We start from the raw sequence: 25,322 nt of genomic DNA, 5'->3' as shown, positions 1-25,322 counted from the left end.
CCGTTCACCCTCTCGCTTCCGGCAGCTCGCCGGCGGAAGAAACGTCGTCCTGCCACACCAGGGCGGTCGCGCCCCGGACCTTTATCACCCGAACCCGTTGACCGGGCTCGAAAGTCTGCGTCGTGTCGTACGCCCGGGCCGTCCACAACTCACCGTCGATCTTGACGAGCCCGTGGTCGGCGTCCACCCGCTCCAGCACCAGCGCCGTGGAGCCCTCGATGGCCTCCACGCCGAACGGCTGTTCGCCGCTCTCCAGCGCCGACCGGCCGTGCCGCTTGATCACCGGTCGGACCACGACCAGGCTCAGCGCGGACACCACCGCGAAGACCAGCGCCTGCACGGCAACCGGCGCGCCCAGGGCCGCAGCGCCCGCGGCGGCGAACGCCCCGGCCCCGAACATGATCAGAAACAGGGTCGTCGTGAAGATCTCGGCGACCGCCAGCACCACACCCAGAACGATCCACACCACCGCGTCCACACCACGATCGTGACACGCAAATGCTCGCGCGGCTCCCCCGCGAAGATCAGTAGGCTCGGCGAGGCCCATCCAGCGGCGGCCCGACCCGAGGAGATGCGTTGACCCTGCTACCCGAGACCGCCCGACAGATCGACGCGCGGGTCGCCCAGGCGCAGGCCGACGGCCACGTCCCGTCGCTGGTGCTGGGCGTGGTCCGCGACGGCGCGCTGGCGCACCTGGCCGTCGCCGGCGAGCACCCCCGCCCGGACGTCGACCTGCAGTACCGGGTGGGCTCGATCAGCAAGACGATGACCGCCACCCTGATCATGCAGTTGCGCGACGCCGGCCGACTGGGTCTCGACGACCGGCTGGAGCAGCACCTGCCGGGCACCGGCCTCGGCGCGCTCACCCTGCGCCAACTCCTCGGGCACGCCAGCGGGATCCAGCGCGAACCCGAGGGCGACTGGTGGGAGCGCAACGAAGGCGTCGACCTACCGACCCTGCTCGCCGGGGTCACCGCCGACAAGATCGCTTACTCCCCGCACAGCACGTACCACTACTCCAACCTGGCGTACGGGCTGCTCGGCGGGGTGCTCGAACGACTCACCGGGACGCCCTGGGCAGACCTGCTCGACCAGCGGATCCTCACCCCGCTGGGCCTGCGCCGCACCACCTACGCGGCCACCGAGCCGTACGCCCGCGGTTACGTCGTCCACCCCTGGCACCACACGTTGCGCGAGGAGCCGCGCACCGACACCGGCGCGATGGCCCCGGCCGGGCAGCTCTGGTCGACGATCGAGGACCTGGGCCGCTGGGCCGCGTTCCTGGCCGACCCCGACCCGTCGGTGCTGGCCGCCGAGACGCTGACCGAGATGTGCGCCCCCGTGGTGATCAGCGACCTCGACTCCTGGACCGGCGGGCACGGCCTGGGGCTGGAGCTCTACCGCGACGGCGAGCGCGTGTACGTCGGGCACGGCGGCTCGATGCCCGGGTACGTGGCCGCCCTCGTGGTGCACCGGCCCAGCCGTACCGCCGTGATCGGCTTCGCCAACTCGTACGGCTTCCCGATCACCACACTCGGCCGTCGGCTGTTGACCACCGTGCTGGATGCCGAACCGGCGCTCAGCCAGCCATGGCGGCCCGCCACCACCGCGCCCGCTGCCGACGTGGCCGAGCTGACCGGTCGCTGGTGGTGGATGGGCACCTCGCTGGACCTGAGCTGGGATGCGGGTGAGCTGGTGGCTCACGTACGCGGCGAGCGGGTGAGCCGGTTCACCGCCGAGGGGACGGACCGCTGGCGGGGACGCTCCGGTCCGGAGAACGGCGAGATCCTGTCGGTGCTGCGCGACGACGACGGACGGGCGACGGCGATCGACATCGCCACATTCGTCTTCACGCGCAGCCCGGACGAGGCCCCCTGACCCGCCGTCCGACCTTGAGCGCCCGGCCTTGAGCGCCCGGCCTCGAGCGCCCGGTCGGCGGTCACGGCGGACCAGGCGGTCAGGCCGGCTCGGTGACGAAGTCGATCAGGCGCTCCATGGCGTTGATCAACGGAGTCTCGACGTCGGCGAAGCTGTTCACCCGGGACAGGATGTGCCGCCACATGTCGGCCGGCTCCGTCACCCCGAGAGCCGCGCAGACGCCCTCCTTCCACGGCCGCCCCGTGGGCACCACCGGCCAGGCCGCGATGCCCAGCGCCGCCGGCTTCACCGCCTGCCACACGTCGACGTACGGATGCCCGGTCACCAGCACGTACGGCGAGGTCACCCGGGCCACGATGCGGCTCTCCTTGCTGCCCGGCACCAGGTGGTCGACGAGCACGCCCAGTCGTCGGGTCGGACCGGGGGCGAAGTCCCGCACCGCCGCGTCCAGGTCGTCGATACCGTCCAGCGGCTCCACGACCACACCCTCGACGCGCAGGTCGTCGCCCCAGATGCGCTCGACCAGCGCGGCGTCGTGGATGCCCTCGACCCAGATCCGGCTGGCCTTGGCGACCTGGGCGCGGACGTTGTCCACCGCCACCGAACCGGACGCGGTCCGCCGGCGGGCCGCCGGCACCACAGCGCGGGTCGGGCGGCGCAGCGTCACCGGGCGGCCGTCGAGCAGGAACGCCGCCGGCAGCAGCGGGAAGTTACGCCGTTTACCGTGCCGGTCCTCCAACACCACCGCGCCGGCCTCGAAACCCACCACCGCGCCGCAGAAGCCGGAGTCGGCGTCCTCCACCACGAGATCCACTTCGGCGTCCACCTCGGGGGTGACCTTCCGTCGCCGCCAGTCCCCCGCCAGCACGTCCTCGCCGTATCGCCCCGCCATGGAGATCACGCTAACCCGCCCTCCCCCCACCCCCTCCCCGCGACACACCGCCACGCCCCGTTCCCACCCCGCCCCGCCCCAACCCGCCCCGCCCCACCCGCCGCGCCCCCGCCGCGCCGCGCCCCGCCCCGCCCCGCCCCGCCCCGCCGATCATGGAGTTGTGGTGGCGCACGAAGCCCTATCAACCGTCAGCAATCAGGCACCGCAACTCCATGATCGACGAGATCGGGGGTGGGTTGGGGGCGGGGTGGGGGTGGGTTGGGGCAGGGCGGTAGTGGACGGGGCGAAGGGGGCAGTTCGGGGCAGGCAGGGCGGCCGGAGCGGCAGCCGAGACAGGGCCACCGATCACCACGTACCCTTTCGGCATGTCCACCCCCGCAACGGGCGCGGCCACGCTTGCGCCGCGCCGGTCGAGCCGGTTCGTTGCCTGGGTGCGCGCGTGGCGCGCCGGGTTGGTGCCGTACGACGAGGTCGCCGACGCGATCGCCGGTGACGAGGAGCATCTCGTCGCGGACGCCCCGGGCACCTGGACCGACGTGCCGCTGGGTGCCGCGCTGCCCACCCTGGCCAAGCTGTCGCCCGACGAGATCCGGCTGGTGCTGCCCGCGCCGGGCGACCCGAGGGGTCTGCCCGGCCCCGGCGACTTCGCCGGAGCGGCGCTGGTGGCGGGCGAGGCGGTGGTGGCCGGTGGGCTGGGCCTGATCCCGCAGGTACGCAGCCACACCTCCGGCTCCGGGGACTGTTTCGAGACGGTGTTGTGGCGGGTCTACCCGCTGCCGGCCGACGCGCCGGCCGCCTCGCTGTCGCTGCCCGGGGCCGCCGAGGCCGAGGCCGAGTTGGCCGCCGCGCTGGCCGAGACGACCGCCGTGCTGACCCGGCTCGACGTGGCCCAGTGGCGGCCCGAGCTGGCCGGCGCGCTGGCCGCGCTGCGCCGCCCCGACGGCACCACCGACCTGCCACCGGGATTCGACCCGCGGGCCCGTCGGCTGTTCGCCCGGGCTGCGGTGCTCGACCGGGTGCTGGCGTTGGCCGGGCACGCCGCCCCGGGCGGCGCGATCAACAACTACGAGGCCCAGCAGCGCGACGCCGCGCTCCGCCCGCTCACCGCAGCCTGCCGCCAAGCCCTGGTGGCCGCCTGCAACGCCCCCCTACGCCCGTAACGCCCCCGCGCGCCACGCCCCCGCGCCGCGCCGCGCCGCGCCGACTCACCACGTCGATCTTGCACTTTCTGCTGCGACCTAAAGGGCGTCACGCCCCATATCGGCGACAGTAAGTGCAAGATCGACGAGAGCGGGGCGCGCGGGCGGGGTCACACCTCGTCGATCAGGTCCGCGACCGAGTTGACGATGCGGGACGGGCGGTACGGGTAGCGCTCGGCCTCGGTACGGCTGCTGATGCCGGTGAGCACCAGGATGGTCTCCAGCCCGGCCTCCAGGCCGCAGAGGACGTCGGTGTCCATCCGGTCGCCGATCATCGCGGTGGTCTCCGAGTGCGCGTTGATCGTGTTCAGCGCCGATCGCATCATCATCGGGTTGGGCTTGCCGACGAAGTACGGCTCCACCCCCGTCGCCTTGGAGATCATGGCGGCGACCGAGCCGGCGGCCGGCAACGCCCCCTCGACGGACGGGCCGGTCACGTCCGGGTTGGTGCAGATGAACCGGGCCCCGTCGTTGATCAGCCGGATCGCCTTGGTGATCGCCTCGAAGCTGTAGGTGCGGGTCTCACCGAGCACCACGTAGTCCGGGGCGAAGTCGGTGAGCACGTACCCGACGGCGTGCAGCGCGGTGGTCAACCCGGCCTCGCCGATGACGTACGCGGTGCCGCCCGGCCGCTGGTCGGCGAGGAACTGGCCGGTGGCCAGCGCTGAGGACCAGATCGACTCCTCCGGCACGTCCAGCCCCATCCGGCTCAACCGGGCCGTCAGGTCCCGCGGCGTGTAGATCGAGTTGTTGGTCAGCACCAGGAACGGCTTGCCGGAGGCGCGCAGCCGGTTGACGAACTCCGGCGCTCCGGGCACCGGCTGGCCCTCGTGCACCAGCACGCCGTCCATGTCGGTGAGCCAGCTCTGCACGGGCTTGCGGTCATGCATCGGTGCCCCCAGCAGGCGTCGGTCGGCGGGTCGGTACACAGCAGACGGTGGGACAGGTGTCCCACCTGGGCAGGTCCCCGAGGTGGCGGCGCAGCTGCGCGCCGTCCGGATCGGTGCGCTCGGTGACCAACTCCCGGACCATGGTCACGAAGCGCGGGTCGGTGCCCGGGGTGCCGGCCCGGACGAAGTCGAGGCCGAGCTGCTTGGCGGTCTCCAGGGCCTCGGTGTCCAGGTCCCACACGACTTCCAGATGGTCCGAGACGAACCCGATCGGGCTGACCACCACGCCGGTGACACCGCCCTCGGCAAGCGCGTTGAGGTGGTCGTTGATGTCGGGTTCCAGCCACGGCACGTGCGGTGGGCCGGACCGGCTCTGCCACACCAGGTCGTACGCCAGGTCGGGGGCGGCGGCCGCGGCCACCAGGCGGGCGGTCTCGCGTAGCTGCGCCTCGTAGCGGCCGCCGTGCGGGCCGGCGTTGGCCGCCATCGAGGTGGGGATGGAGTGGGCGGTGAACACCAGTCGGGTGGTGACCCGCTTCGCGGGGTCGAGCTGGGCGAGGGCGGCCCGGACCGCGTCGACGTGGGGCTCGACGAACCCGGGGTGGTCCCAGAACTGCCGCAGCTTCTCGATCACCGGTGCGTCGGGCCCGACGGCGGCGCGGGCGGCGGCGATGTCCTCCTGGTACTGCCGGCAGGACGAGTAGCCGCCGTACGCGCTGGTGACGAAGGCCAGCGCGCGGGTCACGCCGTCGTCGCGCATCTGGCTGACGGTGTCGGCGAGCATCGGGTCCCAGTTGCGGTTGCCCCAGTAGACGGGCAGGTCGACACCGTGCGCGGCGAAGTCGGCGCGGACGGCGGCGAGCAGGTCACGGCACTGCTGGTTGATCGGGGACACCCCGCCGAAGTGCTGGTAGTGCTCAGCGACCTCGGCCAGCCGCTCGGGTGGCACCCCCCGGCCACGGGTCACGTTCTGCAGGAACGGCATCACGTCCTCGGGCCGTTCGGGCCCGCCGAAGGACACCAGCACCACCGCGTCGTACGCCATGGGGGTCATTCTTGTCCCTCGCCCAGGACGGCCCGGCGACGCCCCCTGCCGGCGGGTGCGGGCGCCGTGTTAGGAAGGGCCCCCTGCTCTACGGCAAGCGTTAACAGGGTGCCCTTCCTTACAACGTCAGGAACCCATGGCGTGGTAGCCGCCGTCGACGTGCACGATCTCGCCCGTGGTGGCCGGGAACCAGTCGGAGAGCAGCGCCAGGCAGGCCCGCGCGGCGGGCTCCTGGTCGTTGAGGTCCCAGCCGAGCGGGGCACGCTCGACCCAGGCGTCCTCGAACTGGTCGAAGCCGGGGATCGACTTGGCGGCGATGGTACGCAGCGGCCCGGCGGCGACCAGGTTGCTGCGGATGCCCTGCTTGCCCAGGTGCAGGGCCAGGTAGCGGGAGGCGGACTCCAGGCCGGCCTTGGCGACGCCCATCCAGTCGTAGACCGGCCACGCCTTGGTGGCGTCGAAGGTCAGACCGACCACCGCGCCGCCGGCCGACATCAGCGGCAGCGCCGCCATCGCGAGGGACTTGTACGAGTAGGTCGACACGTGCAGGGCGGTCGCCACGTCCTCCCACGGCGCGTCGAGGAAGCCACCGCCGAGGCAGCTCTGCGGGGCGAAGCCGATCGAGTGCACCACGCCGTCGAGCCCGTCGACGTGCTCGCGGACCCGGTCGGCGAGGCTGGCCAGGTGCTCGGCGTTGGTCACGTCGACCTCGATCACCGGCGCGGGCTCGGGCAGCCGCTTGGCGATCCGCTCGACCAGGGAGAGCCGGCCGAAGCCGGTGAGCACGACCTGAGCGCCGTTCTCCTGGGCGAGTTTCGCCACCGAGAAGGCGATCGAGGCGTCGGTGATGACACCGGTGACGAGCAGCCGCTTACCGGCGAGCAGTCCGGACATGCAGGGTTTCCTCCGTAGTCAGAGAAGGTCAGTGGCCCATGCCGAGGCCGCCGTCGACCGGGATCACGGCCCCGGAGACGTACCCGGCGCCGTCCGATGCCAGCCAGGTGACCACGGCGGCCACCTCGTCCGGGCTGGCCATCCGGCCGGCCGGGATGGACTTGCGGATCTCCGCCTTGCGGTCGTCGGACAGGCCGGCGGTCATGTCGGTGTCGATGAAGCCGGGCGCCACCACGTTCGCGGTGATGTTGCGGCTACCCAGCTCGCGGGTGACCGAGCGGGCGACGCCGACCAGGCCGGCCTTGCTGGCGGCGTAGTTGACCTGTCCGGCGCCGCCGGAGAGGCCCACCACCGAGGAGATGAAGATCATGCGGCCCCACTTGGCCCGCAGCATCTTGCCCGAGGCGCGCTTGGCGACCCGGAACGCGCCGGTGAGGTTGGTGTCCACCACGTTGGTGAACTGCTCCTCGGACATCCGCAGCAGCAGCGTGTCGTCGGTCATGCCGGCGTTGGCGACCACCACCTCGACCGGGCCCAGCTCGGCCTCGACAGCGGTGAACGCGGCATCGATCGAGGCCGCGTCGGTGACGTCGGCGCGTACGCCGAACAGCCCCTCGGGGGCCTCGCCACTGCGGTGGGTGACCGCCACCCGGTCGCCCTGCTTGGCGAAGGCCTGCGCGATGGCCAGGCCGATTCCCCGGTTGCCGCCGGTCACCAGCACGGTACGGGCCACGGTTCCTCCTTGCGACTGCTCAGCATGGACGCGTCGGAGCCTAGGCGTTACCCGCAAGTAAGCGCTAACGGGTGTGGTGTCCCACCCAGGTACGACCTGGGGATCAACCTGCGGGGGCACGCCCGGTGGCACCCTCGGCCCGTAGCCTCCGGGTGGTGAACCGGCAACCTGTCGTCGTGGCTCTGGGAGCGCTGGGGCAGACCCTGTGGGGCCCGGACGCCCCACCCGAACGGTCGTTGCTGGCCCGTTGGCCCCGGCTCGCCCGCTACGCCACTCCGGTGGGGCTGCTCGCCGCGCTCGGCCTCTTCCTGATCACGCTGACCGTGGAGAGCGAGTGGGGCCTGCCGCTGCCGGTCGCGCTGCTGTTCGCGGCGATGACCGTGGCGCCGCTGCTGGCGCTGCCCCGGCGTCCGCTGCTGGCGTGGCGGCTGACGGTGTTGGCCCTGCTGATCTGCACGTTCAACGCGCCGGCCGACCGGTCCTGGCCGTGGACCCCGCCGCTGGCGCTCGGGTCGGTCGCGGTGCTGGCGGTGGTCGTCGCGCGGGTCGACCGGCCGGTGCTGGCCTGGGTGGTGACGATCAGCACGGTGCCGGTGTTCACTCTGGTCCACCCCGACAACCGGGTGCCTGTCCTGCTGCTGCTCGGTGCGCTGGCGATCGTCGGCGACCTGTTCCGTCACAACCGGCTGTCGCGGCGCGCCCTGGCCGCGCAGACCGAACTGAGCGAGCGCGAGCAGGAGCGCCGCGCGGTGCTGGAGGAGCGCACCCGGATCGCCCGTGAGCTGCACGACGTGGTCGCGCACCACATGTCGCTGATCGCCGTGCAGGCCGAGACCGCGCCGTACCGCCTCGACGACGTGCCCGCCCCGGCCGCCGCCGAGTTCGTCGCCATCGCCGGCTCGGCCCGCGACGCGCTGACCGACATGCGGCGGCTGTTGGGGGTGCTGCGCAGCGAGGCCAGCGGGCCGCAGACCACTCCGCAGCCCGACCTGGCCGACCTGGGCGCGATGGTGGACGCGGCCCGTCGCGCCGGGCTGGCCGTGACCCTGGACGCCGAGCCGCCGGGTCCGGTGCCCGCGCCGGTCGGGCTGGCCGCGTACCGCATCGTCCAGGAGGGCCTGGCGAACGCGGCCCGGCACGCGCCCGGCGCCGCGGTGCGCGTCACCGTCCGCTCCGGTCCGTCCGCTCTGGGAGTACGCGTCGACAACTCCCCGCCCGACGCCCCACCGACCGCCTTTCCGCGCGGCGCCCCACCGACCGCCGACGGCGGGGCGGGGCACGGGTTGACCGGCATGCGGGAGCGCGCCACCTCGCTCGGCGGTACGTTCACCGCCGGGCCGCTACCCGACGGCGGGTACGCGGTGGCGGCCGAACTGCCGTACGAGGTGGGGAGCCTGGACACATGATCAAGGTGCTGATCGTCGACGACCAGGCGATGGTCCGGCAGGGCTTCGGCGCGCTGCTCGCCGCCCAGCCCGACCTGCTGGTGGTGGGCGACGCCGCCGACGGCGCGCAGGGGGTGGCCGCCGCGCGTCGGCTCGACCCGGACGTGGTGCTGATGGACGTGCGGATGCCGGTCCTGGACGGGCTGGCCGCCACCCGTCAACTGTTGGGCGACCGCTCGGCGCAGCGCCCCCGGGTGCTCATCCTCACGACGTTCGACCTGGACGACTACGTGTACGAGGCGCTGCGGGCCGGCGCGAGCGGCTTCCTGCTCAAGGACGCGCCCGCGGCCGACCTGGTGCAGGCGGTGCGGGTGGTGGCCGCCGGGGACGCGCTGCTCGCCCCGGCGGTGACCCGTCGACTGATCGCCGAGTTCGCGGCCCGCCCGGACCGTCGCCGGCCCCGCCCCACCGACCTGGCCGGGCTGACTCCGCGCGAGACCGAGGTGCTGCGGTTGATCGCCCGGGGCCGCAACAACGCGGAGATCGCCGCTGACCTGGTGGTGGCGGAGCAGACCGTGAAGACCCACGTCGGGCGCATCCTGGCCAAACTCGGCCTGCGCGACCGCGCCCAGGCCGTGGTGCTGGCGTACGAGACGGGTCTGGTCGCCGCCGGCGAGTAGCGCCTCGGGGCCACCCGGGAGACAGCTCCCCGGTACGACGACCGCGACCCGTTCGCCCCCGCACTCTCCCCTTCCGGACGTCATTCGGGAGGGAGAACGTGATGCGACGACGAGGTGTCACACGTGTCGCTCTGAGCGCGTTGCTCGGGGGGAGCCTGGTCCTGCCCGGCCCACCGGAGCCGGTCATGGAGGTGGGGTTCGTCGAGGCGTACCCCGGCACGGCGGCGGCGATGCGCGCGGCCGGCCCCCCGTACGCGGACTGGGCGGCGCACGGACGCCGTTTCCTGGCCTTCGACCCGCGCGGCGACGGGCGGGCGGTGGAGGTCCTCGGCGACCTGGCGGGCGCGGACCGGATCGCGGTGCTCGTGCCGGGCGTGGGCAGCACACTCGCCGACTTCGACCGTGGACTGGGCGGGGTGCCGCGGCGGGCGCCGTCGGTGCAGGCGGCGCAGCTCTACCGGCAGATCCGGTCGAGCGACCCCACGGCGCGGGTGGCCGTGCTGGCCTGGCTCGGCTACGACCCGCCGGACGGGTTGGTGGGCGCCGCCAGCGACGCCGACGCGCGGCGTGGGGCGACCGGACTGGCCCGGCTGCTGCGGGATCTGGTCGCGCGCCGTCCGGCCGCGACGATCACGCTGATCGGGCACAGCTACGGGGCCCTGGTGGCGGCGCTGGCGGCGGCGCACGCCCCGGCGCAGGTCACCGACGTGGTCAGCCTCGGTGGCGTCGGCGCAGGTGTGCCGCGCGCCGGCGATCTGCGCGCCGGACTGCGGTTCTGGGCGGCCGAGGCGCCGTCCGACTGGATTCGCCGGGTGCCGCCCGTGCGGCTCGCCGGCCTCGGGTACGGGCGTCGCCCCGGCGATCCGGCGTTCGGGGCCCGTCCGCTGCCGGTGGACGGGGTGTCCGGGCACGACGACTACCTGGACACGGGCACCGCCAGCCTGATCGCGGTCGCGGCGGTCGTGCGGGGCGCCGGTCCGGTCGAGGACGCCCGATGAGCCGCGACCGCACCGTCGACGCGTTGCGGGCGTACGCGATCGGTGGGGTGGTGCTCGGGCACTGGCTGGTCACCGGGCTGGTGCTGACCGGTGACGGCGGGCTGCGTCAGGCCAGTCCGCTGACCGCGCTGCCCGCCCTGGCACCGGTCACCTGGGTGTTGCAGACGCTCGGCCTGTTCTTCTTCGCCGCCGGCTTCGGTTCGGCCCGGTCGTTGGCCCGTCACCGGGGCACCTCGGCCGGCTGGCTGGCCCGCCGTTCACGTCGGTTGCTGCTGCCCACGGTGGCGCTGCTGGGCACCGGGGCCGCCGTGCTGCTGGCCGCCACCGTGGCGGGCGCGTCGGACGACACGCTCGCCGTCGGGCTCCATCTCGCGGCCAGTCCGCTCTGGTTCCTGGCGCCGCTGCTGCTCCTGGTCGCCTTGATTGGCCCGCTGCGCGCCGCCGTACGCCGATGGGGTGTGACGCGCTGCGCGCTGCCGGCGGTGGCCGTGGTGGCGGCGAGCGACCTCGCGGTCCGCCTGCTGGCCGACGGCGTTGCCGTGCCACCGGTCGGCGTGCTGGCGGCCTGGTCGGTGCCGTACCTGCTCGGCGTCGCGTACGCCGACGGACGGCTGGCCGGCCGGCGGGCGGCGGGACTGCTCGCCGGTGGCGGGGCCGTGGCGCTGGCCGTGCTGGTGGCGGTGGGCTACCCGATCAGCGCGGTCGGCGTGCCCGGGGCCGGCGTGTCCAACCTGAACCCGCCGTCGCTGCTGGCCGTGGCGCTGGCGGTCACCCAGGTCGGGCTGGGTCTGCTGGCCCGGACCGGGTGGGAACGGCTGCTGGACCGGCCGCTCGCGGGCCGGGTGGTGACCGCGGTGAACAGCGACGCCGTGCGGATCTACCTGTGGCACCAGCCGGTGCTGGTCGCGGTGACCGCGCTCACCGCCCGGGGTGGCCTGGCCCTGCCCGGACTGCACACGACGCCGGACGGCCCGGGGTGGGTGCTGGCCCGGTTCTGCTGGTTGCCGCTGCTCGCCACGGTGCTGGTCACGGTGGTACGCGGCGGGCGCGGGAGCGGCTCGACGCCGCGTCCGGCCGGGCCGGGCCGGCCGCGCGGTGGAGCGCTCGCGGACCGGTCGGCCGAGTGCGTGCCGAGAGCGGCTCAGGTGTACGATCATCGACGTTCGGACCGGGCCGACCTGCAGGAGGTGATCGCTGTGCGAGATAGCGATCCTCCTAGTCGTGGCCGGGCCGATGGTCAGCCCCGCTGAGCCACGACTCAGTCTGGCGAGCTGACCCCGCTCCGCTCCCGCACCACCGCGGCCACCGCCGCGGTGCGTGCCGCCCCGTCCGGTCACCGGACGGTCGCCGGGAGCCGCCCGGTCACGACTTCGTGTGCGCGTCCCCACCCCCTGCGGTCCGCCCCCGCTCGCGGACCGTCCAGCCGCCACTCGGAGCCGTCCATGAGCCGCTACGTCGCCCCGCTGGGCTTCACCCTCGCCGCCGTCTGGGTGGCCGTCGTCTTCGTCCTGGCCGGCGGCGGTCACTGACCACCACCGGCCGTTCGTCGGCCGCTCGCCTCGCTGTCCCGACCGTCGGCCGCTCCGGCCTCGCACGGGCCGTCGGGCGTCCCGGCTGGCGGTCAGATCATCCGTGACGACCAGAGCAGGCTGAGCGCGCCGGCGCAGAGCGCCAGCAGCAGCGCCAACCCGGCGTACCACTGGGTCACCTCACGCGGCTCGGTCCGGAAACCAATCGAACTGCCCATGTCCTGGTAGACCTGCTTCAGCTCGCTCACCGAGGCCGCCTCGTAGAAGTAACCCTCGGTCGTCTCGGCCAGCTCGGCGAGGGCCAGCCGGTCCACCGGCACCCGTTGGAGCTGCCCGCCGATGTCGACCTGACCCGTGTCGGTGCCGAACGCGATGGTGGAGACCGGCACGTTGGCCGCCTGCGCGGCGGCCGCCGCCTCCTCCACCGACCGACCCGAGGTGCGGAACCCGTCCGACAACAGCACGATGCGCGCCGGCGGGATACCCGCCGCGCCGTCGGCCGGCACCGACCGGATCGCCTCCAGGCAGGTGAACACCGCCTCACCCGTCGCGGTCGCCTCGGCCAGCACCAGCCCGTCGATCGCGGCGGTCACCGCGTCCCGGTCCTTGCCCGGCGGCACCAGCACGTTCGCCGCCTTGGCGAACGAGACGAGGCCCAGGTTGTAGCTCGCCGGCAACTCGCCCACGAACTGCTTGGCCGCCTCCTGCGCGGCCTCCAACCGGTTCGGCGCCACGTCGTCGGCCTGCATCGACAGCGACACGTCGATGGCGAGCATCACGGTCGCCCGCTCCAACGGCTCCTTCGTGTCGATCGCGGGGCGGGCCAGGGCCGTGGCGAGCACCAGCAGACACAGCAGGAACGCGGTCGCCGGCACGTGCCGCCGCCAACCCAGGCCCTTGGGCGCGACGGTACGCAGCAGGTCCACGTTGGTGAACCGCATCGCGTACGCCCGGCGGTGCAGTTGCCGCCAGACGTAGAACGCGGCGAGCGCGAGCACCGGCAGCACGGCCAGCAACCACCACGGTTGCAGAAAACGGATCATCGTGTCGTCCCCCGGGTACGCGCGTGCCGCTGCGCGGCCACGAAACGCACCATGTCCAGCAGCCAGTCTCGGTCCGTACGCAGACGCAGGTGGGCCGCGCCGGCGCCGCGCAGCGCGGCGGCGATCGTGGCCCGTTGGGCGGCGGCGGCCTCGGCGTAGCGCTGCCGCAGCCGGGGGTCGGCGGTCTGCACCTCGTGCAGCTCACCGCTCTCCGGGTCGACCACCGGCAACACGCCCACATCGGGCAGCTCCAGCTCACGTGGGTCGACCACCTCGATCGCCAGCACGTCGTGCCGGACGCGCAGCTTGCGCATGGGCCGGGCCCACTGCTCGACCGGCGCCAGGAAGTCCGAGACCACCACGGCCACCCCGCGCCGCCGGGGCGGGCGGTTGAGCATGTCGACAAGCGCGCCCAGGTCACCCCGGCCGGGCTGGATCGCCGTGCCGGCGACGGCGCGCAGCAGACCCTGCGCCTCCTTGCGGCCGGAGCGGGCCGGCAGCCGGGTCAGCACGCCCGGACCGGCCGGAGGCGGGCCAGCCCGCCAGCGCCGCGCGGGCGTGGACGCGCCACCGCCGGTGCCGATCACCGCGCCGATCCGGTTGCCGCCGCGCACGGTCAGGTGGGTGATGGCGGCGGCGGCGGCCACCACCACCTCCCGCTTGAGCCACTGCCCGGTGCCGAAGTCCAGGCTCGCCGACAGGTCCAGCGCCAACCAGGTCTCCAACTCCCGGTCCGCGACCGTGCGCCGCACGTGCGCGGTCGTGGTCCGAGCGGTCACCGGCCAGTCCATCCGGCGTACGTCGTCACCGGGGCGGTACTCCCGCGACTCCCCCGCCTCGCTGCCCGGCCCGGGGAGCAGACCGGCGTAGTCGCCCTGGAGCAGACCGTCGAGCTTGCGGGTGACCAGCAACTGGAGTCGGGAGAGCACGGCCTCGCTGCGGTCACCCAGAGGGGCGGGACGAGGGGTGGGTGAGGTCACGGCCGCTGCCCGGGCCAGCCCGCGCCGGGTGGTGGGGCGCTCGACGGCGGGGTGGCCTGCTGCCGGGGCGCGACCGACGGAAGCGGAATCGTCGACATCACCCGCTGCACGATGTGGTCGGCCGGCACGTCGTCGGCGAGCGCGTCGTAGCTGAGCACCAGCCGGTGACGCAGGATGTCCGGGGCGATGTCCTGCACGTCCTGCGGCAGGGCGTAGTCGCGTCCCCGCAGCAGCGCCAGCGCGCGGGTGGCCCGGACCAGACCGAGCGAGGCGCGCGGGCTGGCCCCGTACTGGATCAGTTGAGCGACGTCCGGCATGCCGTGCTCGGCGGGCGTACGGGTGGCCAGCACCAGACGAACCGCGTAGTCGACGAGCGCGTTGTGCACGAAGACCTGGTCGGCCTTGCGCTGCAGAGCGATCAACTCGGGGGTGTCGAAGACCGCCGTCGGTTCCGGCGCGGCCACGCCCATCCGGTAGACGATCTCCCGCTCCTCGGCGTCGGTCGGATAACCCACGACGATCTTCATGAGGAAGCGGTCCCGCTGGGCCTCCGGCAGCGGGTAAACGCCCTCCTGCTCGATCGGGTTCTGGGTGGCCATCACCAGGAACGGATCGGGCACCCGGTGGCTCTCCCCGCCGATCGACACCTGCCGCTCGCTCATCACCTCCAGCAGCGCCGACTGCACCTTGGCCGGAGCACGGTTGATCTCATCGGCGAGCAGGAAGTTGACGAAGACCGGGCCCAACTCCACGTCGAACTTCTCGCTCGACTGCCGGTAGATCCGGGTGCCCATGATGTCGGCCGGCACCAGGTCGGGGGTGAACTGCACCCGGGCGAAGGACCCGCCGACGACCTTCGCGAGGGTCTCCACGGCAAGGGTCTTGGCCACGCCGGGCACACCCTCGAGTAGGCAGTGGCCGCGCGCCAGCAGCGCGACGAACATCCGCTCGACCATCCGGTCCTGGCCGACGATCACCCGTTTGATCTCGAACAACGCCTTCTCCAACAGGGTGGCGTCCTGTGCGGGCGTGGTCACCGGGGCGGGCGCCTGGGGTGCCGCCCCGTTGGGCGTCGGGGCGTCGGGCGTGGTCGGCTGGGCCACCGGTCCTCCACAGCGTTGGTCGGTCGTCGCGGCTGGTGCGGTATCAAGACTCGCATGCCTTCCTGAGTGTCGAGGCGGGGAGAAGCCGATTTTCGCCACGCGGTCCCGAGCATCGAATCGCGCGTCACGGGTGGACAGGTACCGGGCCGCCGCGTGTACGATTCATCCCGTCGCCGGGCGGCTCCCCCCGTGGCCGCCCGGCGCTCAAACTTTCGCCCCCGGCCGCCCTAGACTGGCCCGGATGAACGTCCCCACCCCCGCCGACGAGGCCCTGGTCTGTTCGGCACGAGGCTGCCGCGCCCCCGCCGTCTGGGCGCTGGAGTGGAACAATCCCCGCCTGCACACCGCCGACCGGCGCAAGACCTGGCTGGCCTGCGCCGAGCACCGGGACACTCTCGGAGCGTTCCTGGACGCCCGTGGCTTTCTCCGTACCGTCACTCCGGTGTCCGGATCGCCTACCCTCGACGTGTGAGCGAGCGATGAGGCACAGCAGCGCGGCGGCGCGGGGCGCGTGGAACGGATCTGGTCGATGAGCCCGGAGGACCGCGCCGACCCACCGGCCTCCCCTGGCCCCACCGTCCCGTCCCCACCGACCTCCCCGGCGGCGGCACCGCCCGACATCGCGCCGCCGCCCGGCGCGTTCCCGGCGCCCGGCACGCTCGGCCCGGACCCGTCCCCGCCGGACGCCTCGTCGCCGGCCCCGCTGCCGCCGAACGCCGTACCGCCGTCGGCCGGTCACGCCGCCCTCTCACCCCCGCCCGACCTGCCGGCCCCTGGCCCCCTGCCACCTCCCGGCCCCGCGCCGGCTCCCGGCCTTCCGGCGGCTCCCGGCCCCGCGCCGGCTCCCGGCTCCCTGCCGGCTCCCGGCCTTCCGGCGGCTCCCGGCTCCGTGCCGGCTCCCGGCCTTTCGGCGGTGGGGCACGCCTCCGCGACGTCGGACCGTGGACCGTTGGAGCCGTGGCCCGACACCGTACGGTGGCAGCGGATCTCGACCGACCTGATCTGGGTGGAGTTGATCCGACTCGCGATCGTGGTGGCCATCGGCCTGGCCGTGACGGCGGTCGGCTGGGCACTGAGCGGTCACTGGCTGTTCGGACTCGCCCTCGCCATCGTGCTGGTGCTCGGCGGGTGGCGGGCCACGGCCATCGTCCGGGCGGTACGCGCCTGGGGCTACGCCGAGCGCGACGAGGACCTGCTCGTGCGGCACGGACTGCTGGTCCGCCGGTTGTCCATCGTCCCGTACTCCCGCATGCAGTTCGTCGACGTGAGCGCCGGCCCGCTGGAACGCGCCTTCGACCTGGCCACCGTGCAGTTGCACACGGCGGCGGCCGCCAGTGACGCGCGGGTGCCCGGCCTGCGTCCGGCGGAGGCATCCCGACTGCGCGACCGGCTCACCGCGCTCGGTGAGGACCGGGCGGAGGGGCTGTGACCAGCCACGCCGACCGCCGACGCCACCGGGCGCTGGCCCGATGAGCGAGAGCCCCGTCGAGCCCGGCACCGTGCCGCCACCGCCCGACCGCGACGCGCCCCCTGCCGGCCCGCCGCACGTTGGTATGCCGCCGCACGTTGGTGTGCCGCCGCACGCCGGTGTGCCGCCGCACCCTGCGGGGTCCCCGGATGGCGGCGGGACGCCGTATCCCGCTACGCCGCCGTACTCGGCCGGGCCGCCCGGGGCGGTCCAGCCCTGGCCCGCCCCGGCAAGCGGTGGTGGCGGGGAGCCTCGACAGCGGCTGCACCCGCTCAGCCCGCTGCTGCACGGTGCCAAGTCACTGGTCGTGGTCATCGCCGGCCTGTCCTGGTCGACACTGTCGCGGGTCGGCTTCGGTTGGTTCGCCGCCATGGTCGTGGTGCTGGCGCTCGGCGCGACCGTGCTGTCGGTGATCAGTTGGTACAACACCGGCTACCACGTGGTGGGCCGCGAGTTGCGGGTGCACGAGGGGCTGCTCTGGAGGCGTACCCGGGCCATCCCGTTGGAGCGGTTGCAGGCCGTGGAGGTGGTGCGGCCCCTGCTCGCCCAGCTCACCGGCCTGGCCGAGCTGCGCCTGGAGGTCGTCGGAGGAGGCAAGACCGAAGCGCCGCTGGCGTACCTCGGGGTGGCCGACGCGACCCGCCTGCGGGAGCGGCTGCTGGCGCTCGCCGGGCGCGTGGCGCCGCCCGGCGACACCGCGCCCGCCACGCGGGTCGAGACGCCGACGGCCGTGCGGGCTCGGCCACTGCACGCGGTACGCAACCGGGACCTCCTGGTCAGCCAGTTGCTCACCCCGCAGGCGTTCCTGCTCCCGTTCGGCGTTGCCTTCGTCGTGGTGCAGTTCGTCACCGCCGGGTCGTGGTCGTTCATCGCGGTGGCGAGCACGTTGACCGCGATGGCCGGTGTGCTCCTGCAACCGATCCGTCGGGTCCTCGACGACTGGAACTTCCGGCTGGCCCGCGACGGTGGCACCCTGCGGGTGCACAACGGCCTACTGGAGACCCGGGCGCAGACCGTGCCGCTGGACCGGGTCCAGACCGTACGGGCCACCTGGCCGCTGCTGTGGCGGGTCAACGACTGGCTGCGACTGCGGTTGGAGGTGGCCGGCTACTCGATCGCGGAGGCCGACGACCGCAACCGACCGGACCGGCTGCTGCCGGTGGGTGACCTGCCGACCGCCACGATGATCGTTGGCGAGGTGCTGCCCGGCGTACGCCTGGACACGCTGACGCTGAGCCCGCCACCGCCCCGGACGCGCTGGCTGCACCCGCTCGGACGTGGCGCGCTCGGCGCGGGCCTGTTCGATCGGGTCTTCGCCACCCGGTCCGGGCTGCTCACCCGGCAGTTGGCGATCGTGCCGTACGCCCGGATCCAGAGTGTGCGCGTCGTGCAGGGACCGGTGCAGCGCCGGCTGCGGCTCGCGACCGTGTACGCGGACACGGCCGGCGGCTCGGGCGCGGCGGCCCAGGACCGCGACCTCGCCGAAGCCTGGTCCCTGGCAGCCGAACTAACCCGCAGAGCCCACCACCAAGCCCACCCCCCAACCCCCTAACCTCACTCCCACCCCCTGACTCCTGTTGATCAAGAGGTTGGCGTCAAGAATCGGGCATTCGGTGACGCGAACCTCTTGATCAACAAGGACAGGGCGGTCAGTGGTCGGCGGGGACCGAGCGGTGGGTGGTGGTGCTGTCTGGTTCGCCGGGGGTCGGGGGGTCGGGCTGGCTGGTCGGGGGCTCGGGCTGGTTGGGGGGCGGTTGCGTTCCGGCCTTCGGGTGGCGGGCGCGGTAGGACCTCCACGCCCGCTCGGCCAGGCCGACGACCAGGTAGGTCAGCCCGACGTACGTCCAGCCCACCAGCACGTCGATCACGTAGTGCTCGCCGGAGTAGACCAGGGTGAAGGTCATCGCCAGGGGGTACGCGAGCAGCAGCGGCCACCACCGGCGGCGGGTGGTGTGCAGGAAGAACAGCACCACGAACAGCGCCCACGCGGTGTGCAGCGACGGCATGGCGGCGACCGGGTTCGAGGCGATCTGGCCGGCGTTGAGCACGTTGCCGGCGCCGTGCATGCCGAACGCCTTCCAGCCCCGGGTGGAGATCCGCGCCACCTCGGTGAGCAGGCCGTTCTGCGCGGCCCACCAGGGCGGCGCGGCCGGGTAGATGAAGTACGTGACCAGGCCGGCGGCGCACAGGAATCCCCACCGCCGCATGTAGGCGGCCCAGCGGTGCCGGTCGCGCATCCAGAGCACGGCGGCGGCGGCCAGCGCCACCACGAAGTGCGAGAAGTACACCCAGCTCGCCGCGATGTCCCACCAGTGCACCTGTGGGCGGTAGAGGTGCTCCTGCAGCCAGACGGTGGGCACCTCCCCGCCGGTGGCCCAGCCGAACATGAACCGGTCGGCGACGATCAGCTCCATGGCGTGCGGGGTGGCGCCGTTGTCGGCGAACCCGCGCGAGAGGTTGTACGCGGCCAGTAGCAGCACCACCGGTACCCAGTCCCGGGCGAAGCGCAGGTGGCTGCGCCACGGGCGGTCGCTGTTCCAGGCGATGGTCCCGAGCCAGATCCACACGAAGGCGTACGCCGGGTCGGTGGGCAGCCCGATGCCGAGCCACGCGCCGACGAAGGCGACCGCCCAGATCGTCATGGCGACTATGCGCCGACGACCCGCGTCCGGGGACGCGGGTGGGTCGGTCCGGGCGGGGGGCTGGGGGTCAGTCACGACGGCCATCGCGGTCAAGGTTAACGACGGCTACGGCATCGACCGACGGGTACCACCCTGCGCGGCGGCGCCGGGATCGCCGGGCGCGTGCTCGGCGGGCGCGGGGAACACCTAGGCTGACGACCATGCAGGAGCAGCCCGAGCCGGCCCTCGCGCCGGGTCTGACCGCCCAGGTCGAGCTGACCGTCACCGACGCGGACACCGCCCAGGCGGTCGGTTCGGGGGACGTACCGGTGCTGGGCACGCCCCGGGCGCTCGCGCTCGCGGAGGCGGCCACCGTCGCGGCCACGGCGACGGCGATGCCGCCCGGCTCCACGACGGTGGGCACCCGGGTCGAGCTGGAGCACCTCGCGCCGACGGTGGTGGGCCGCACGGTACGGGCGCAGGCGCTGCTGACGACGGTCGACGGTCGACGGTTGTCGTTCGAGGTCAGCGTCTCCGACGGCGACCAGACGGTGGCCCGGGGCCGGGTGGACCGGCTCCTGGTGGACCGGCAACGCTTCGTCGACCGGGCCGGGCGGGCGTCGTGAGCGGCGGGTTCGTCGAGGTCGCCGACCGGGTGTACGTGATTGTCGAGCCCCTGCTGCGGGTCAACGTCACGCTCGTCGTCGGCGACGACGGGGCGCTGCTGGTGGACACGCTCTCCGCGGCGGGGCAGGCGACCGAGCTGGCCGCCGCCGTCCGCGCGGTCACCGACCGTCCGCTGACCCTGGTCAACACGCACCACCACTACGACCACTGCTTCGGCAACGCCGTCCTGGCCGGCGACCCACCCCGACCGGTGTACGCGCACGAGCGGGCCGCCGCTGCTCTGCGCGACGACCCGGAGGGGCTGCGCCGGGAGGCGTACGAGGAGGTGCGCGCGGAGCACCCTGAGCTGGCCGCCGACTTGGCGGACACCCCGCTGCTGGCCCCGACGCACGCGGTGCACACGGAGACGACGCTCGACCTGGGCGGCCGGCGGGTGGTGCTGCGGCACCCGGGGCGCGGGCACACCGACGCGGATCTCGTGGCGCACGTGCCCGACGCGGACGTGCTCGTCGCCGGCGATCTGGTGGAGCAGAGTGGTCCGCCCGCCTTCGAGGACTCGTACCCCCTGCAGTGGCCGGACGCGGTCGCGGACCTGCTGCGGCTGACGACCCCGGGCACGGTGGTGGTCCCGGGCCACGGCGACGTGGTGGACGTCGACTTCGTCCGGGCCCAGCACGCCGAGCTGGTGCGGCTGGCCTGGCTGATCCGGGCCGCGCACACCGGCGGCGCGCCGCCGGAGCGGGTGGCCGCCGAGGCGCCCTTCGGGGCACGCGCGGCCCTGATCGCCGCCCGCCGCGGCTACCGCGAGCTGAACGGCGAAGCCTGACCCGGCCCGCGCCCGGCCCCGGCCCCGGCCCCGCGCCCGGCCCACCCCCGGCCCACCCCGTCGATCAAGAGGTTTGCGTCACATTCACGCCGGATCCTGACGCAAACCTCTTGATCACCGAACGACAATCGGACGAGGGGGAGCTAGACCGCTGTGCGGCGCCACTGTTGGTTGGTGGCGGTGGTGCAGGTGGACTGGACCGCGCGGGCGCCGTCGGTGGTGGCGGCGTTGAGGATGGTCAGGCACTTGTTGCTGTGCCTCGCTATCAGCTGGACTACGCCGGTGGTCCCGGAGTCCTGGACGCGCCACTGCTGGTTGGTGCCGCCGTTGCAGGTCCACTGCGTGACCCGGACGCCGTCGGCGGTCGCGGACGCGCCGCCGTACACGTCCAGGCACTTGCCGCTGTGCACGCTGACCACCGTCTGGTAGCCGCCACCGGCGTCCTGGAACCGCCACCGCTGGTTGGCCTGCCCGTTCGCGCTCCACTGCACGATGTCGGCGCCGTCGGTCGTGGCGTTGTTGGAAACGTCCAGCAGCTTCCCGCTGTGCTGGGCGGCGAGGGTGTAGGCGGTCGGGACGGGCACGGTGCTTCCCGGGGTCAGCCGGTACAGCCCGGCGCCGTGGGCCGGGAGCGAACGGGTGAGGGTCCCGGTCACCGTGCCGAGGGCCGCGCCGGACCACAGGTCGGTCACGGTGGCCGAGCCGATTCCGAGGTCGGCCAGGTTGACCGAGACGTTCGCCGCGCCGCTCTCGCGGTTGAACAGGGCAAGGTAGCGGTCGGTGCTGCCCGGCACGTCGGCGGTCCACGCCTGCCGGGTGCCACCGGTGAGCTGACGGTTGTTCGCGCTGTTCTGGTCGACGGCCAGCACGGCGGCGTTGGTCATCAACGCCAGCTCCGAGGCGCGGTTCTCAACCAGGTTGCCGCCCCACATCAGCGGCGCGCGGTTGATCGCCCAGAGGGTCATCAGGGTGCGCTGCTCGTCCGAGGTGAGGTTGGAGTAGCGCGGTGAGCCGACGGGCCCGTACTTGGAGAGCCGGCCGATGGGGATCATGTCCGGGTCGGGCCAGGCGCCGGTGGCGCGGTACGGGGTCCAGTTGCGGAGTTGGTCGAAGAGGGCGTCGACGGACGACCAGTTGTCCCAGAGGTCGTTGACGATCCGCCACATGTGCGCGTTGGCCTGGACGTGGCTTCCGCTGGCCAGCGGGGTCGCACCGGGCGACAGGCTCAGCACCATCGGACGGCCACTGCGCTGGATCGCCAGCTTGTAGCCCTCGATCTCCGCCTGCCGGTAGGTCGGCGCGGCGATGTCGTCCACCTTCACGAAGTCGATCCCCCAGGACGCGAGCAGTTGGAACACCGAGTCCAGGTAGCTCTGCGCGCAGGGGTTGGACATGTTCAGGCCCCACATGAGGTTGAGCCAGGCCGCGGTGGTGCTGTTGTTGATCTGGTTGGCGCGGCAGCTGGTGCCCGAGATCGGGACGTTGTCGGCCACCGCCTGGCGGGGGATGCCCCGCATCAGGTGGACCCCGACCTTCAGGCCCTGGGCGTGGATGTAGTCGGCCAGGGGTTTGAACCCGTTGTCACCGGCGGCGGAGGGGAACCGGGTGGTGTCGGGCAGCAGCCGCCCGTTGGCATCCATCCGGAGCCGGGGTTGCAGGTTGGAGTCCTGGTTGGGGCTGTTGTTGTGCCGTCCGGGGTAGTACCACCCCCAGTCGATGACGATGTACTGCCAGCCGGACTGCCGCAGGTTGGTGGCCATGTAGTCGGCGTTCGCCCGTACGTCGGCCTCGGTGACGCTCCAGTTGAACGAGTCGTAGCTGTTCCAGCCCATCGGCGGGGTGCTGGCCACCGCGTTGTCCCAGGCGCGCGCCGGCTCCGGAGCGCTGACGGCGACGCCGCCGACGGCAACCAGGGCGACGACCAGTACGGCGGCGAGGCGGCGGAATGTCGGTGGTACCAGGACGAGTCTCATCGGAGTCTCCCGGATAACACGCAGGAAATAGGCAGACGCCGATGTTAACGTTCACATAACAGGGACGTCAACCAGCCGTCACCCGCCCTCAACGGCCGAAGCGGCGTTCGACGTCGGCGCGGGTGGGCATGGCGGTGGCCCCGCCCGGCGACTCACAGACCAGACCGGCGACCCGCAGCGCGAACGCCACCGAATCGACCCAGCCCGTCGGATCCGCCGGCTCGCCGTCGCGGAGCAGGTCGGCGATGAGCGCGGCCATGACCGAGTCACCGGCGCCGGTGGCGTCGACGGCGTCCACCTTCGGCGCCGGCACCCGCACCGGGTCGGCCCCGGCGGCGGCCAGCACCGCGCCGGCCGCGCCGAGCGTCACCACCACGGTGGACGCGCCCAACTCCCGCAGGTACGCGGCGACCCCCTCGACCGGCTCACCCGGATACAGCAGCCCGGCGTCGGCGCTGCTCAACTTGACCAGGTGCGCGCCCGCGGCGAACTCCGCCACCACCTGCCGCAACCCGTCCAGCGCGACCGGCCCGTCGAGCAGTCGCGGGCGAACGTTCGGATCGAGGACCCGCAGGCCGGTGGCGAGCGACCAGGCCCGGCGGGCGGCGGCCAGCGTGCCCGGCTCAAGCAGCACGATCGAGCCGCAGTAGAGCACGTCAGCGCCCTCCGTCAGCGCCAGGTCCACGTCGTCCGGGCCGAGCAGGCCGTAGGAGCGCGGCTCGCCGTAGAAGTGGAAGTCCGGCTCCGGGCCGGCGTACGTCACCACCGCCAGCGCGGTCGGCGCGGACACCGTGACCGCACCGGCCAGGCCGACGCCGACGCCGCTCAGGAAGTCGCGGATCCGCTGGCCCAGCACGTCGTCACCGAGCGAGCCGACGAACTGGGCCGCCCCGCCGAGCCTGGTCACCCCGACGGCGACGTTGAGCGGGCCGCCACCGATGGCCTGCCGGTAGACCCGCTCCCCGTCGACGTCGCTGTCGAGCAGGTCGACGAGCGCCTCGCCGAGCACCACCGCGTACCCCATCAGAGCCCCCTCGCCCTCGGCGGCCGCGACGGCCGTCTCGCCCCAGGCTGGCACAGCGGGATCAGTCCGCGTGGTGGATCGGCCCGTCGGTCGCGGCCAGGGGGCGGCCACTGCCGCCCCAGCGGGCCGCGACGATCTGCGCGGCCACGCTGACCGCGGTCTCCTCGGGGGTACGACCACCGAGGTCCAGCCCGATCGGTGAGGCCAGCCGGTCGAGTTGCGCGGTGCCGAGCCCCGCCTCGCGGAGTAGTTTGTGCCGTTCGTCGTGGGTACGTCGCGACCCCATCGCGCCGACGTACGCCAGGGGTTCGCGCAGGGCCAGCGCCAGCAGCGGCACGTCGAACTTCGGATCGTGGGTGAGCACGCAGACGACCGTGCGCCCGTCGACCCGGCCGGCGTCGATCTCGTCCCGCAGGTAGCGGTGCGGCCACCGCACCACCACCTCGTGCGCGTCGGGGAAGCGCCGGCCGGTGGCGAAGACGGGCCGAGCGTCGCAGACGGTCACCCGGTAGCCGAGGAACACGCCGATGTGCGCCACCGCCGCCGCGAAGTCGATCGCCCCGAAGACGATCATCCGGGGCGCGGTGGCGTACGCGGCCACGAAGAGACTGAGGCCGCCGCCCCGACGCTGCCCCTGGTAGCCGTACCCCAGGACGCCGCTGTGCCCGGCCGCGAGCAGCCCGAGCGCGTCGTCGGCCGCGGCGTCGTCCAGCCGGTCGTCGCCGAGCGAGCCCGTCACCCGCCGCCCGGTCAGCACCAGCCGGCGACCCAGCCGCCCCGCCGGGTCGGACGTGTCACCGGCATCGGCGGCCACGCACGTGACGACCGCGGCCGGTTCGCCGGCCTGCCGCGCGGCGGCGACCACGTCGAGTTGCGCCAGGGCATCGCCGTCGAACCGCTCGACGAACACGTCCAGCTGGCCGCCGCAGGTGAGCCCGACGGCGTACGCCTCGTCGTCGCTGACGCCGTAGTGGACCAACTCCGGTACGCCGGTGTCGAGCACGTGGCGGGCCCGCTCGTAGAGGTCCGCCTCGACGCAGCCGCCGGAGACGCTGCCGGTGACCGTGCCGTCCGCGGCGACGAGCATGGCGGCGCCGGGCGGCTGCGGCGCGGACCGCCAGGTGGCGACCACGGTGGCCAGGGCGACCGGCTCGCCGGCCCGGCAGCGGCGGTGCAGTTCGTCGAACACGTCGGGCACGCGCTGCCGCCTCCTTCGTCTGCGCGACGCTACGGGCGGCGTGAGGCGACCCGAGGCGGGCGATCTGCGCGGGAAGACCGTCGGGGCGCAGACCATCACTATAGGAAGCAACCCGCCGGACCGGATAGGAGTCCGCCGAGCCGGCGCCGGCCCGCCGTGTTTGACATATCGAGGACCGACTATTGCGTCGGTGGCGGGCGACGTGGTGGGATGGCCCGTACCGGGTGGTGCGAGGGCTGTCGCGCCGCCGGTTGCCGGGTTGTTGGACGCGAGGGCACCGGTCCAGGACAGGACCGTCGATGGCGCGTGTCCGCCGGCCGATCTTCTGCCGGGGCG

General features: G+C 73.5%; 24 protein-coding genes. 11 read left to right on the top strand and 13 right to left on the bottom strand.

Annotated elements, in window-relative coordinates:
• Nucleotides 1-4: 4 nt before the first annotated feature.
• Entirely contained in the window at nucleotides 5-478 is a 474-nt protein-coding gene (locus AB0I89_RS19065) for an NfeD family protein (protein ID WP_357128123.1), read from the bottom strand.
• A 98-nt stretch (nucleotides 479-576) separates the two neighbouring features.
• Here AB0I89_RS19065 and AB0I89_RS19060 point away from each other — a divergent pair, with 98 nt between their 5' ends.
• The gene (locus tag AB0I89_RS19060; protein ID WP_357128120.1) at nucleotides 577-1,878 is read left to right on the top strand and encodes a serine hydrolase domain-containing protein; all 1,302 of its coding nucleotides are present in this window, start codon (nucleotides 577-579) and stop codon (nucleotides 1,876-1,878) included.
• A gap of 79 nt (nucleotides 1,879-1,957) precedes the next feature.
• Here the strand turns inward: AB0I89_RS19060 and AB0I89_RS19055 are convergent, their stop codons facing one another.
• The gene (locus AB0I89_RS19055) at nucleotides 1,958-2,770 is read right to left on the bottom strand and encodes a DUF3097 domain-containing protein (RefSeq protein ID WP_357128117.1); all 813 of its coding nucleotides are present in this window, start codon (nucleotides 2,768-2,770) and stop codon (nucleotides 1,958-1,960) included.
• A gap of 365 nt (nucleotides 2,771-3,135) precedes the next feature.
• Here AB0I89_RS19055 and AB0I89_RS19050 point away from each other — a divergent pair, with 365 nt between their 5' ends.
• A complete protein-coding gene (locus AB0I89_RS19050) occupies nucleotides 3,136-3,930 on the top strand; it encodes a hypothetical protein (protein WP_355052729.1) in 795 nt (264 codons plus the stop codon).
• Nucleotides 3,931-4,079: 149 nt separating this feature from the next.
• Here AB0I89_RS19050 and AB0I89_RS19045 read toward each other — a convergent pair whose 3' ends face one another.
• The 4 genes from AB0I89_RS19045 to fabG all read right to left on the bottom strand — a co-directional run bounded on the left by AB0I89_RS19045 (nucleotide 4,080) and on the right by fabG (nucleotide 7,531).
• Nucleotides 4,080-4,859: an HAD-IIA family hydrolase gene (locus tag AB0I89_RS19045; RefSeq protein ID WP_355052728.1), complete on the bottom strand. Its 780-nt coding sequence runs from the start codon at nucleotides 4,857-4,859 to the stop codon at nucleotides 4,080-4,082.
• Nucleotides 4,852-5,904: a ferrochelatase gene (locus AB0I89_RS19040; RefSeq protein WP_357128113.1), complete on the bottom strand. Its 1,053-nt coding sequence runs from the start codon at nucleotides 5,902-5,904 to the stop codon at nucleotides 4,852-4,854. The genes AB0I89_RS19045 and AB0I89_RS19040 overlap by 8 nt, the downstream gene beginning before the upstream one ends.
• Nucleotides 5,905-6,030: 126 nt before the next feature.
• Entirely contained in the window at nucleotides 6,031-6,798 is a 768-nt protein-coding gene (gene fabI, locus AB0I89_RS19035; protein WP_357128110.1) for an enoyl-ACP reductase FabI, read from the bottom strand.
• Between the two features lie 28 nt (nucleotides 6,799-6,826).
• The gene (fabG, locus tag AB0I89_RS19030; RefSeq protein WP_355052725.1) at nucleotides 6,827-7,531 is read right to left on the bottom strand and encodes a 3-oxoacyl-ACP reductase FabG; all 705 of its coding nucleotides are present in this window, start codon (nucleotides 7,529-7,531) and stop codon (nucleotides 6,827-6,829) included.
• A gap of 155 nt (nucleotides 7,532-7,686) precedes the next feature.
• Here fabG and AB0I89_RS19025 point away from each other — a divergent pair, with 155 nt between their 5' ends.
• From AB0I89_RS19025 to AB0I89_RS19010, 4 genes are all read left to right on the top strand, one after another.
• Nucleotides 7,687-8,937, top strand: a complete 1,251-nt coding sequence (locus AB0I89_RS19025; protein ID WP_357128107.1) for a histidine kinase — start codon at nucleotides 7,687-7,689, stop codon at nucleotides 8,935-8,937.
• Nucleotides 8,934-9,596, top strand: a complete 663-nt coding sequence (locus AB0I89_RS19020; RefSeq protein WP_357128104.1) for a response regulator transcription factor — start codon at nucleotides 8,934-8,936, stop codon at nucleotides 9,594-9,596. The genes AB0I89_RS19025 and AB0I89_RS19020 overlap by 4 nt, the downstream gene beginning before the upstream one ends.
• Before the next feature lie 101 nt (nucleotides 9,597-9,697).
• Nucleotides 9,698-10,594: an alpha/beta hydrolase gene (locus AB0I89_RS19015; RefSeq protein WP_357128101.1), complete on the top strand. Its 897-nt coding sequence runs from the start codon at nucleotides 9,698-9,700 to the stop codon at nucleotides 10,592-10,594.
• On the top strand, nucleotides 10,591-11,844 hold the full coding sequence (locus AB0I89_RS19010) for an acyltransferase family protein (protein ID WP_357128098.1): 1,254 nt from the start codon (nucleotides 10,591-10,593) through the stop codon (nucleotides 11,842-11,844). The genes AB0I89_RS19015 and AB0I89_RS19010 overlap by 4 nt, the downstream gene beginning before the upstream one ends.
• A gap of 371 nt (nucleotides 11,845-12,215) precedes the next feature.
• Here AB0I89_RS19010 and AB0I89_RS19005 read toward each other — a convergent pair whose 3' ends face one another.
• From AB0I89_RS19005 to AB0I89_RS18995, 3 genes are read right to left on the bottom strand one after another with little or no spacing between them, the layout of a single operon-like run.
• The gene (locus AB0I89_RS19005) at nucleotides 12,216-13,166 is read right to left on the bottom strand and encodes a VWA domain-containing protein (protein ID WP_357128095.1); all 951 of its coding nucleotides are present in this window, start codon (nucleotides 13,164-13,166) and stop codon (nucleotides 12,216-12,218) included.
• A complete protein-coding gene (locus AB0I89_RS19000; protein WP_357128577.1) occupies nucleotides 13,163-14,164 on the bottom strand; it encodes a DUF58 domain-containing protein in 1,002 nt (333 codons plus the stop codon). Before AB0I89_RS19000 ends, AB0I89_RS19005 begins: the two co-directional genes overlap by 4 nt.
• Complete coding sequence (locus AB0I89_RS18995) at nucleotides 14,143-15,249, bottom strand: MoxR family ATPase (protein WP_355052719.1); 1,107 nt, start codon at nucleotides 15,247-15,249, stop codon at nucleotides 14,143-14,145. The genes AB0I89_RS19000 and AB0I89_RS18995 overlap by 22 nt, the downstream gene beginning before the upstream one ends.
• A gap of 241 nt (nucleotides 15,250-15,490) precedes the next feature.
• On the opposite strand from AB0I89_RS18995, the gene AB0I89_RS18990 reads away from it, so the two are divergent.
• The 3 genes from AB0I89_RS18990 to AB0I89_RS18980 all read left to right on the top strand — a co-directional run bounded on the left by AB0I89_RS18990 (nucleotide 15,491) and on the right by AB0I89_RS18980 (nucleotide 18,269).
• Entirely contained in the window at nucleotides 15,491-15,721 is a 231-nt protein-coding gene (locus tag AB0I89_RS18990; protein WP_357128092.1) for a hypothetical protein, read from the top strand.
• A 417-nt stretch (nucleotides 15,722-16,138) separates the two neighbouring features.
• Entirely contained in the window at nucleotides 16,139-16,678 is a 540-nt protein-coding gene (locus AB0I89_RS18985; protein ID WP_357128574.1) for a PH domain-containing protein, read from the top strand.
• A gap of 40 nt (nucleotides 16,679-16,718) precedes the next feature.
• Entirely contained in the window at nucleotides 16,719-18,269 is a 1,551-nt protein-coding gene (locus tag AB0I89_RS18980; RefSeq protein ID WP_357128089.1) for a PH domain-containing protein, read from the top strand.
• 97 nt (nucleotides 18,270-18,366) lie between these two features.
• Here the strand turns inward: AB0I89_RS18980 and AB0I89_RS18975 are convergent, their stop codons facing one another.
• On the bottom strand, nucleotides 18,367-19,443 hold the full coding sequence (locus tag AB0I89_RS18975) for a phosphatase PAP2 family protein (RefSeq protein WP_357128086.1): 1,077 nt from the start codon (nucleotides 19,441-19,443) through the stop codon (nucleotides 18,367-18,369).
• A 116-nt stretch (nucleotides 19,444-19,559) separates the two neighbouring features.
• On the opposite strand from AB0I89_RS18975, the gene AB0I89_RS18970 reads away from it, so the two are divergent.
• Both AB0I89_RS18970 and AB0I89_RS18965 read left to right on the top strand, forming a co-directional pair.
• Nucleotides 19,560-19,964, top strand: coding sequence for a hotdog domain-containing protein (locus AB0I89_RS18970; RefSeq protein ID WP_355052715.1), 405 nt, complete (start codon nucleotides 19,560-19,562; stop codon nucleotides 19,962-19,964).
• Nucleotides 19,961-20,791 carry an MBL fold metallo-hydrolase gene (locus AB0I89_RS18965; protein WP_357128083.1) on the top strand — a complete coding sequence of 277 codons (831 nt, stop codon included), beginning with the start codon at nucleotides 19,961-19,963 and terminating at the stop codon, nucleotides 20,789-20,791. Before AB0I89_RS18970 ends, AB0I89_RS18965 begins: the two co-directional genes overlap by 4 nt.
• A 143-nt stretch (nucleotides 20,792-20,934) precedes the next feature.
• Here AB0I89_RS18965 and AB0I89_RS18960 read toward each other — a convergent pair whose 3' ends face one another.
• The 3 genes from AB0I89_RS18960 to AB0I89_RS18950 all read right to left on the bottom strand — a co-directional run bounded on the left by AB0I89_RS18960 (nucleotide 20,935) and on the right by AB0I89_RS18950 (nucleotide 24,986).
• Nucleotides 20,935-22,764, bottom strand: a complete 1,830-nt coding sequence (locus AB0I89_RS18960; RefSeq protein WP_357128080.1) for an RICIN domain-containing protein — start codon at nucleotides 22,762-22,764, stop codon at nucleotides 20,935-20,937.
• An 88-nt stretch (nucleotides 22,765-22,852) separates the two neighbouring features.
• Nucleotides 22,853-23,788, bottom strand: coding sequence for a PfkB family carbohydrate kinase (locus AB0I89_RS18955; RefSeq protein ID WP_357128571.1), 936 nt, complete (start codon nucleotides 23,786-23,788; stop codon nucleotides 22,853-22,855).
• A 61-nt stretch (nucleotides 23,789-23,849) separates the two neighbouring features.
• A complete protein-coding gene (locus AB0I89_RS18950; RefSeq protein ID WP_357128077.1) occupies nucleotides 23,850-24,986 on the bottom strand; it encodes an XdhC family protein in 1,137 nt (378 codons plus the stop codon).
• Nucleotides 24,987-25,322: the final 336 nt, after the last annotated feature.

The sequence above is a fragment of the Micromonospora sp. NPDC049801 genome, assembly GCF_040656575.1.
GTDB lineage: Bacteria > Actinomycetota > Actinomycetes > Mycobacteriales > Micromonosporaceae > Micromonospora.
The sequence above is the reverse complement of the archived record's forward strand: the minus strand, read 5'-3'. Positions and strand labels throughout refer to the sequence as shown.